The 2,584-nt window shown below is 54.8% G+C and carries 5 protein-coding genes; all 5 read right to left on the reverse strand.

Annotated elements, in window-relative coordinates:
* A partial coding sequence (locus FCN80_RS25580; protein WP_136993139.1) for a RusA family crossover junction endodeoxyribonuclease occupies positions 1–307 on the reverse strand: 307 nt, incomplete at its 3' end.
* Positions 308–319: 12 nt separating this feature from the next.
* Entirely contained in the window at positions 320–784 is a 465-nt protein-coding gene (locus tag FCN80_RS25585) for a hypothetical protein (RefSeq protein WP_230492968.1), read from the reverse strand.
* A gap of 59 nt (positions 785–843) precedes the next feature.
* Complete coding sequence (locus FCN80_RS25590) at positions 844–1,515, reverse strand: phage N-6-adenine-methyltransferase (protein ID WP_136993142.1); 672 nt, start codon at positions 1,513–1,515, stop codon at positions 844–846.
* Positions 1,512–2,354, reverse strand: coding sequence for a DNA adenine methylase (locus FCN80_RS25595; RefSeq protein ID WP_136993144.1), 843 nt, complete (start codon positions 2,352–2,354; stop codon positions 1,512–1,514). Before FCN80_RS25595 ends, FCN80_RS25590 begins: the two co-directional genes overlap by 4 nt.
* A partial coding sequence (locus FCN80_RS25600; RefSeq protein WP_230492969.1) for a PerC family transcriptional regulator occupies positions 2,351–2,584 on the reverse strand: 234 nt, incomplete at its 5' end. The genes FCN80_RS25595 and FCN80_RS25600, both read right to left, overlap by 4 nt.

Here is a 2,584-nt window from a genome sequence, read left to right on the forward strand (position 1 = left end):
CAGCGAGGCGTTTAACTTGACTGTCGTCTTTCCAGATACCTGCATGTGTGAGAGCGTCAAACAGGGCTTTGAAACAGTTATCCAGATCCCGGCGGGCACGATTCGGTGGGAATAGCACCAGATTGACGCTCACGTCATCCACCAGCGGCGCTGGGTAGCGGTGGAGGGATTCAACGATTTCCGCCAATACGGCAGAGCGATATTGCCGACCGGCCGCGCTGATTAAATGCCGACCGGCCAGCGGCCCCTTGTTTGGGGACCGCCAGTAGGTGTTCACGCTGGGTGGGAACGGCAATATCAATCGCATATGCACACATCCTCAAAATGAAAGCTGCTTAAGCTTCTGGAGCGCCTTTTCCATCTCCGCCATGGCGTCCAACAGTTCATTAAATTTCCGGTCCATGGCCCCATAAGCCTGGAAAATTTCAAGTTTCAGCGGATCAAGCTGCTTTTTGATGGTGTTACGAGCTGACGCATTGTCCTCCGCCTCCTGAGCGGCTTTCAGCAATACCTCAGCTTGTTTGCGTAGCTCTTCCGGTGTAACTGGTTTTGTCATTTTCAGAGTTTCCATGGGTTTTCCGTCAGCGACTGGTGGAACTGAAATCGATACATGCCCGTATTTCGGATGGTGCAGTGTGGTTTTGAGAGAATTACTGGCCCGCACAACAGCCAGCATTTCGTTATCCCGGATATGATCGATCAGCAACTCCTTATCCTTCCGACTCAGATCGCTGTATGCCTGGACCTTCTGTGATAATTGCGTGAGCGTCACGCCCTCCGGCATTCGACTGACATACGCCTTCACGCACGCGAGCGCTGAATGTAAGCGCGGTGGAGTTAATCTCATGCCGCCACCCCGTGTACCGGAATATTTTGTATTTGGTTCATGCGTGATGCCATCCAGCGCATTTGCGCCAGCGCGGTTTCGCCGCGGGCGATCAGATCGTCTCGATTGACGTACCCCATAGCTGGACCAGTCCATGTTTTATCAAAGACGGCGATCGCCCCGGCAAAAAACGCCCCGGTCGGTACCTGCTGCGCGTCCGCCGGCTTAAACCAAGTCGGGACATCAAAACCAATGCGGCCGCGAATGAATACAATGTGGTCGGCCCACTCCGGCCACCAGGTTTCCGATGTGGCGGCCTTTATCAGAACAACATACCGCCCGCTGCGTTCCCGCATCGCCATGGTATGTTCCATGATGTGAACCATACCGGTGATGTATTGCCCCTCATGCTGACTGGCGCGGGAATACGGTGGATTAGCGAAAGCGGCGCCGCCTAGCACTGACAGGCGTGCGGACCAGTCTTGAGCCAGCGCGTTTTCCACGGCGGTGTAAAATGCCGCGCATTTCGTGTTGCTCGCGTCGGCGAACAGATCCAGCACCAACGGGCCAAACATGGCGTTAATTCCCCAGAACAGCGGTTCCGGAGTGCGCCATTGATCGCCAATCTGTTTGAGTTTGTGGGTAGGCTGGTGGCGGAGTTGTTCCAGTGCGGAGCAGTATGGGTTCATGCCGCTACCTCCGACGATGCATTGCGAATCCACAAACATTCGATCCTTAAAGCGGTTCCGCGTCCGGCGCTAATGCGGGACTCTTTTTTGTACGTTTCCCAACCAGACAGGTAGTCGTTATAAAGTTCGCTGTCATAACCGCTGATTACCACATGCCCCACCAGCGTTCGCGCCACTGCCAGCAATTGTTCATGTCCAAAAACGTCCATTTCATGCCGGTAAGCGCCACCGCGCCACACACGGGTTTCTGGTAGATACGGCGGATCGATGTAATGCAGAGTTGTCGCGGCGTCATGTGCCCGCATGACGGTCAGAGCGTCTTTGTTTTCGATAATCACACCTTGCAGGCGTTGGCATAGCGCCGACAAATTTGTGGGATAACGCGCCCAGCAATCCGCTGCCGTGGCATATTTCCGTTTGCTGTCCCCGCGAAATCCAGTTCTTTTGTTGGCTGCGCCGGAGCCAAAACCCATTGTGGCCCGCACAACTGTCCGGCGTGCGCGTTCCAGCGGCGTATCGCCTGGATCATAAGCGGCATAAAATTCCTCGCGGGCGTAGGGCGTTAACAGACACGCATCCCGCAATTGGCTATTCAGCTCAGGATCCCGCAGTACCCGAAACAGATTGACGATATCGCTATCGAGATCGTTGTAAACCTCCGCATAGCTGCGCGGTTTTTGCAGTAGCACACCAGCACCACCACCGAACGGCTCGACATAGCAGGCATGGGCCGGGAAATGAGAAATAATCCACGGGGCTATGCGAAATTTTCCACCGTGATACCTGATGGCTGGCGCATGCACCCTACGCACACCATTAACCTGGGTTAAATCAGTCATGCCGCCACCCCATCAACATAATCCACCAGGCGGGCTTCACTAATGCCGGCGTAATCATTGCAAAAGTAATTACCCATCGTGATGCAGTAGGCGCGGCGAGCGGTTATTTGTGAACGCCGCTGTTCCTGTGAGGCCGGTAAAATATCAAGCACTGCTAACCATTGACGCGCGGCCCGGCGCCACAATCCAGCGGTTTCCAAATGCTCCGCCAGGGCAATCTCATTTTCGAC

It is taken from the genome of Martelella alba (assembly GCF_005217455.1).
Classification (GTDB): Bacteria; Pseudomonadota; Gammaproteobacteria; order Enterobacterales; family Enterobacteriaceae; genus Acerihabitans.